7 protein-coding genes are annotated in these 6,853 nt (G+C 44.9%); 4 read left to right on the forward strand and 3 right to left on the reverse strand.

The window, feature by feature from the left end; translation table 11 throughout:
• The first annotated feature begins 113 nt into the window (after window positions 1-113).
• On the forward strand, window positions 114-1,040 hold the full coding sequence (locus JCM2765_RS09950) for an ABC transporter ATP-binding protein (protein ID WP_054736449.1): 927 nt from the start codon (window positions 114-116) through the stop codon (window positions 1,038-1,040).
• Complete coding sequence (locus tag JCM2765_RS09955; protein WP_054736450.1) at window positions 1,033-1,806, forward strand: DUF2705 family protein; 774 nt, start codon at window positions 1,033-1,035, stop codon at window positions 1,804-1,806. The genes JCM2765_RS09950 and JCM2765_RS09955 overlap by 8 nt, the downstream gene beginning before the upstream one ends.
• Window positions 1,807-1,868: 62 nt before the next feature.
• On the opposite strand, the gene JCM2765_RS09960 is transcribed toward JCM2765_RS09955, so the two are convergent.
• The 3 genes from JCM2765_RS09960 to JCM2765_RS09970 all read right to left on the reverse strand — a co-directional run bounded on the left by JCM2765_RS09960 (window position 1,869) and on the right by JCM2765_RS09970 (window position 4,827).
• A complete protein-coding gene (locus JCM2765_RS09960) occupies window positions 1,869-2,759 on the reverse strand; it encodes a sensor histidine kinase (protein WP_082405080.1) in 891 nt (296 codons plus the stop codon).
• Window positions 2,756-3,424 carry a response regulator transcription factor gene (locus JCM2765_RS09965; protein ID WP_054736454.1) on the reverse strand — a complete coding sequence of 223 codons (669 nt, stop codon included), beginning with the start codon at window positions 3,422-3,424 and terminating at the stop codon, window positions 2,756-2,758. Before JCM2765_RS09965 ends, JCM2765_RS09960 begins: the two co-directional genes overlap by 4 nt.
• Window positions 3,425-3,642: 218 nt before the next feature.
• The gene (locus JCM2765_RS09970) at window positions 3,643-4,827 is read right to left on the reverse strand and encodes an AraC family transcriptional regulator (protein WP_054736456.1); all 1,185 of its coding nucleotides are present in this window, start codon (window positions 4,825-4,827) and stop codon (window positions 3,643-3,645) included.
• 112 nt (window positions 4,828-4,939) lie between these two features.
• On the opposite strand from JCM2765_RS09970, the gene JCM2765_RS09975 reads away from it, so the two are divergent.
• Both JCM2765_RS09975 and JCM2765_RS09980 read left to right on the forward strand, forming a co-directional pair.
• Window positions 4,940-5,920, forward strand: a complete 981-nt coding sequence (locus tag JCM2765_RS09975; RefSeq protein WP_054736458.1) for an NAD-dependent epimerase/dehydratase family protein — start codon at window positions 4,940-4,942, stop codon at window positions 5,918-5,920.
• Between the two features lie 26 nt (window positions 5,921-5,946).
• Complete coding sequence (locus JCM2765_RS09980; RefSeq protein WP_054736459.1) at window positions 5,947-6,681, forward strand: glucose 1-dehydrogenase; 735 nt, start codon at window positions 5,947-5,949, stop codon at window positions 6,679-6,681.
• The last annotated feature ends 172 nt before the right edge of the window (window positions 6,682-6,853 follow it).

Here is a 6,853-nt window from a genome sequence, read left to right on the forward strand (position 1 = left end):
CAGCGGGAATTGAACGACGTTATGCTATCATTAATTAATAAACAGTTAATGTTTCAATTAAGAGTCTGTTAACAACTAACCATTAAACTGGAGTTGTTAAGGGGGGATAGCTGATGACAAATATCCTGGAATTACATGACGTCACCAAAAACTTTGGCAAACAGCGGGCGTTAGACCATGTGAATTTAACGATTCAAAAGGGTGATATTTATGGCTTGATTGGTCGAAATGGTGCCGGTAAAACGACGATTTTGAAAACAATTGTTCAGATGTTATATCCAAATGAGGGCCAGATTATGTTGTTTGGGGCGACTGCCGGCAGTGACTATTCAAAGCAACTAAAGCGCACGGGGAGCATCATCGAAACACCGGTTGCCAATGATCAGTTAACGGCGCGGCAAAACTTAGTGTATTACTGCAAGATTAAAGGCATCGTTGACCGGAATGCCGTTGATGAGGCGCTTGAATTCGTTGGCTTAACGGACACCGGGAAGAAAAAGTTTAAGCATTTTTCCTTGGGCATGAAACAAAAACTCGGGCTTGCGATTGCGTTACTGAATAAGCCAGATTTTTTCATTTTGGATGAACCAATTAATGGGTTGGATCCAATCGCGATTGCGGATTTTCGACAACTCCTCGTTAAACTAAATCAGACTCAGCAAATGACGATTTTAATCTCAAGCCACATTTTGGAAGAACTCTACCAAATGGCCACCCGGTTTGGCATTATTAACCATGGCACAATTGTTAAGGAATTGACCAAAGCAGAATTTGAAGAACAGAGCCGCGAATATATTCAGCTTCAAGTCGATCAGCCTCAAGTCGCAGCTACCGTTTTAAATCGACTTGGCATTCAGGACTTCAAGGTGGTTGATCAGCAAACACTCAACATCTATGATTTATCACTTGATAATAGCGAGTTGGTTGAGATGCTGGTTAATGAGCAAGTTAAGGTCTCAACCATCGTCAAACAGCACATTAATCTGGAACGTTACTTTAAGTCGATTATCACCAACGAGGGGGCGACGGACCATGCTTAATATGATTCGGGCGGATACGTATCGGTTGTTGCGGTCGAAGGGCTTTTATATCACTCAAATTCTAATGGTCATTGTTGCAATGATTAGTATCTCAACGTCAAGTGTTGGGATGATTCTGGGAAACGACAGTGTTCGTCAATTTCAAAACGTGGGTAATCGATTGATTTGGACTGGGTCGACATCGGTTCGAATCATGTCGAGTATGGCGAGTGTACTCATTTATTTTCTACTGCCATTATTTATTATGACGATAGGGTTTGAGTTTTCACGCAAAACGTATAAAAATCCGTTGAGTAGTGGGATGACTCGGTTAAACTTCTTTGTTTCTAAGTATGTCGTGTTCTTATTTCTAACAGTTTGCCAAATTATCTTCTTTTACGGGTTTGTCTTCTTAGGGTGTAGTCTTAAAAATGGGATTGGTCACATCACCCGCCACTTTATTGTCAAGTGGCTCCAAACGGCGAGTCTTCAATTTGTTGAATTAAGTGCCATTTTTGCGGTTGCAGTCTTGATCGTCTACCTCTTTTTCTCTACGCTGACGGCGGTGGTCACCACAATTTTATTTCCGATGATCATGACGTTGATGTTTGCGCTATTCTACAAACATAAATGGGTCGGCAACTTCAACTTTCAAAACAACGTTGATAGTGCTTATTTCACGTACTACACAGCTAGTGGCATGACACAATTGTTGTTCGTTGCACTTGGCACTATTCTGGTTTGTTTGGTTATCTCATATCTAACGTTCCGCAGACGGGACTTGTAACTGAATTTGAACCAATAAAAGCATCTTAGCGCAGTAAATCCCGCTAAGATGCTTTTTGTTGGTTACTTAGTAAACTGAATGCTAATTTTAAACTGCTCATGAGTGGTTGAAATCGTCATTTCACCATGCTGGAGATGGGTTAATTCAGAAATAATGTACAACCCTAAGCCGGCGTTTTGCTTTTGATGCGACAAATCCTCTGTATAAAATTTATCAATCAAACAGTCCGCATCCTTGATTGGGGTTTGCAGCCCGTTCGTGACGGTGAGTGTCACACCTGTTTGATCCTGGGTTAACTGAATCTCAGCAGTTTGGTAACCGTGATCCAAAATATTGCCCAGAATGTTTTGGAAAATCCGGTTCATCGCCTCCTCATCTAACTGCCAAGTGACGTTCGGCGCAATTGCTAACGTGACGTTGATGTGATGTTGTTGGAGCGCATCATAAACGTTAAGACAGGCTTGTTGCAGTTGTTTTGAAACGTTGAGGCGCTTAGGTGAAATGGTGATTCGATTTTCAATCAACCGGTTATACAATAACAAGAGGTCCAGGTGTTTCGTCAACGTCTCCAGGTTTCGGTCGAGTCGGGTGGCCTGTTCGTGAGTGGTTGCTGGTAACGTTTCGTCACTGACCAGCAACTGGGCGTACCCGCTGGCAACCGTTAACGGGGTTCGTAGATCGTGGGAAATATTGTGAATTGCTAAGTCCAGTTGATTTTTAGTTTGGATGGACTGACGCCGAACGTCACGGTGTCGCGCCAGCAATTGATCCACTTCCCGAGCAAGGGTGACAACGTGATGATTGCGCGTTTTAACGTTCAATTGACCATTGGTGTCGTGCTGATTAATGAACCGGAGTTGTTTGGTCAGGGCGTCGGCATCATTTAACACGATCAATAGATAAATGAGGGCCAATGCCATGACGATACATAGTCCTACTAAAATGAGTGTCATGCTAATCGCACCCCGATTCCCCAGATGGTTTCAATGTAGTCGTGATCTGGATCCAATTGATGTAACTTACGACGCAGATTACTGAGGTGAACGTTGATCGTATTTTCATCCCCCAGATACGGCGTCTGCCAGATTCGTTCGTAGAGTTGCTCACGGGTGAAAATCGTTGTCGAATTTTCGAATAAGAGTGCCAGTAGTTCACACTCTTTGCGCTTGAGTGAGCATGAATCGGTCCCGTTGGTAATGGTAAACTGGTCTGGCATTAAGGTTAACCGCTTGTAGGTCAGTGGTGCAGTCGTGGTTGCTGGCTGTTTTTGTCGGAGTTGAACGGCAATTCTGGCTTGAAGTTCGTTGATGTTGAAGGGCTTCGTCACGTAGTCGTTGGCGCCCGCTAGCAGTAATGTAGCAATGTCGTTGGTATCGTCTAATGCGGTTAAAATAATGATTGGCACTTGCGACGTTTGTCGGATGATCTCAAGCACGTCATCGCCACTTTTTCCCGGCAATAAGCGATCGAGGAGAACTAGGTCAACGTGGTTGGCGTTAAATTGAAGTAGGCCTTCTGTTCCGGAGTAAGCTTGGACGAGGTTGAAGGTTGGCGCCAAAAAGCCACTGAGGAGTTGTTGCATGTCGTTGTTGTCTTCGATGATGAGAATTGTTTTCATGAAAATTCGCCTTCTTTCACAGCCTAGACAGTTGAGGACGATGCGTCTAACGGTTAGGCAGCGCTTACTTCTATAATAACAGGTATTCAAGTTAAGGCGTGAGCGATTATGACAGATGTGGGCTATACAATCGAGAACAACGTAAAAAGCATCTCGACTTGTAGTTGCGGTCAAGGTGCTTTTTGTGCCTGAATGACGCAAATCGATGATTAAGGCCGTTACGATTGCTCACGTCGTTCCTGACTAGGCGTCACTTGCCAAATTCGCCGGTAGTTGCGCACAAAACTTGCTGTATCGTGGTAGCCGGCCTTAATCGCAATTTGATCAATCGTTAAAGTCGAAGCGAGTACTAGTGGTCGCGCCAGTTCGCACCGGAAAAGGTTTAATAACGGTTTGAACGTTAAACCAAAGTGTTGTTTTAGCCGGTCGGTGACCGTATCCACGGAGAAGTTTAGTTGCTGAGCAAGTTGTTCAACCGTGATTGGTTCGTAACAGTGTTCTAATAGATAAACCCCAATGACCCAGCCATCGCTCAAGCCGACAAGCTGGTCATGGGTACGTAGTTGCTTGCGGTAATCAAGTGGCCGTTGATGACGCACCAACTCAAATTGGTAGTAGAAGGTGCCAATCGACTTAAAACCGCAGATATTGGCGATTTGGCGAATCGTGAGTTCAGAGAATTGGAGAAGCGCGGTGGCGTTACGGATCCTGACTTGGTTCAGGAGTTGATTGAACGTGAACCCGCTAATTCGAACAAGGCCTTGCTGAATATCGTGTTCGGTCTTACCAAAGATGGTGGCCAGTTCGGTTAACGTAACTGCCGATTGATGATGGTATTGAAGATACCTTAGCCATTGCCAAGCCGTATCAGGATTTTGATCCGGTAGCGGCACTTGGGTTTCGGTTTGAAATAGGTGAAATAAGTAGGAAACTAGCGACAGGTTAAGACTAGAGGTTCGGCCAGTTGGAAGTTGTTTTTGACGGATCGTTTCTTGGCAAAAGTGAATGAGAAAGTCCTGTTCGGTTTGTTTAATTCGAATGATGGGATGGAAACGATTTGAGTTCTGGAGTGCTTTGGTATATTGGGCTTCATCGATGGAAGACAGCAAAACAAGGCCTAACGAGAGTCGAACTCGAAACAGTTCAATTGGGTTGTCCGGCTCTGGTTTGAGTTGCTGCATCTGAAAGGGCATCAGCAATACGACTTCACCGGCGGACAAGCTGATGGGTTGATTGTTTAACAGTAACGTTACTTCACCAGCAGTCACAATTAAATATTCGGCCTCGTCCGAAAAATGCGGCGGTTGAACTTGGCTAATTTTCTGGCTAACAATCGTTAACGACTGCGGTCGATACTGACCGGAGACGTAGTTCGTACTGACATAGGGATAAGTATAGTTCATGCTGAATCTCCTTATTTGAACAGTTAGCGGATTTTTGTTAGTAAACGCTTACTTAAATCAATTATACTAATCGTGAATTAATTAGCAAACTAATTGGAAAAGAGGAGATTACATGTCAAAAGTATTTGTACTAGGGGGAACCGGCTTTTTAGGATATTACACGATTAAAGAGCTGTTGGCGCGTGGTTACCAAGTGAAGACCATGGCGTTGCCACCGCTCCCAACGGATGATTTATTGCCAGCATCGGTTGAGGTAAAGCTTGGTGACATGAACCAACTCAGTGACGATGAAATTGTCGCCATGTTGGCGGATTGTGATGGTTTTATGTATGCGGCTGGTGCTGATGAACGGGCGGTTCCGGACAAACCGGCGTTGAGCTTCTACTATCATGCCAACGTATTACCAACACAACGGTTTGCGCGATTGGCCAGACAGGCGGGCGTTCAACGGTTCGTGTTATTTGGGTCGTATAATAGCGAGTTTGCGATTAAGCTGGCGGCTAAATACCCTGAATATCAACAACAGCCATATGTCAATACGCGACTCTTGCAAGAGCAGGTCGCCTTTGCAGAGGGTGAAGGGGCAATGACCGTAACCTCATTACGATTACCGTATATTTTCGGCACCATGCCAGGCCGAATGCCGTTGTGGCAAATGTTTGTCGATATGATTCGGGATCAATCAGTTTATCCAGCTTTGAAAGGCGCAACTTCAGCGGTGACGGTTGAGCAAGTGGCCGAGGCGGCAGTCGGCGCTATGGAAAATGGCACGCATCGCCAAACGTTCGCAATCAATAGCTATAACTTGAGTTATCAAGCCTTTTATCAGATGATTGTTGACGCACTTGGCCAAACTGAACAAACACAGGTACCGGTTGTTCCGTTTGAAACAGTCAAACCACAGTTGGAACAGGCACAGACTCAAGTGGATGCGGCTGGTAAGGAACACGGCATTAATTTATTACTGTCGCAGCAGTTGCAAGAAGAACAATTGTGCTCTGATCCAGCCGAGACACACACAATTTTAGGCATTAAAGACCACGACGTTCTGGCTTCGATTCAAGAAACGTTGGCTAAATGCGTGGCAGAATAACTCAAATTAGAAGGGATGGATTTATCATGGGTAAATTAACTGATCAAGTTGCAATTATCACCGGCGGTTCACAAGGAATGGGTGCGTCACACGCCAAACTATTTGTTAGCGAGGGCGCAAAAGTTGTTATCACGGACATTAACGAGGAAGCGGGTAATAAACTCGCGGCGGAGTTAGGTGAAAACGCCATTTTCGTTAAACAAGATGTGGCCAGTGAAGCCGATTGGCAACACGTTATCAAGGAAACGATTGCCCATTTCGGCCACCTCGATATTTTGGTGAACAACGCTGGTATCACGTATGCGAAGTCGTTATTTGATGTGACTACCGAAGACTATCTGAAAATTTTTAAAATTAATCAATTAAGCGTCTTCTTAGGCATGAAGTACGCGGCGACTGAAATGAAGAAAACGGGTAAAGGTAGTATCGTTAACGTGTCATCAATTAACGGGTTAGTTGGTGGCGCCATTGGCTATACCGATACCAAGTTTGCAGTACGTGGGATGACAAAGGCGGCTGCTTTGGAACTAGCGCATTCAAACATTCGGGTTAATTCAGTTCATCCAGGCGTTATCTCAACGCCAATGATTCATCAGGGTGACACGGATGATGCTGTTGCGCAATTCGCGAAGATGATTCCAATGCAGCGGATTGCTGAACCGGAGGAAGTTTCAAAGATGGTTCTTTTCTTGGCGTCGGATGATTCCAGTTATTCAACTGGTGCTGAGTTTACTGCGGATGGTGGACTGACAGCACAATAGATTGGTGGACTTTAGAACATCATCAGCAAGAACCCCGGTGAAAAAACACACCGGGGTTCTTGCTATCGTTTGTGTCCAGCGTAAGCATAATGCGGTTTAGTTTGTGAAGTGCGGTGATTGACTTGAACTGTCGATTCCGGTAGGCGACTAGGTTCCTGCTGTGGGGCCGGTC

This window comes from Secundilactobacillus similis DSM 23365 = JCM 2765, assembly GCF_001311075.1.
In the GTDB taxonomy this organism is placed as follows: domain Bacteria; phylum Bacillota; class Bacilli; order Lactobacillales; family Lactobacillaceae; genus Secundilactobacillus; species Secundilactobacillus similis.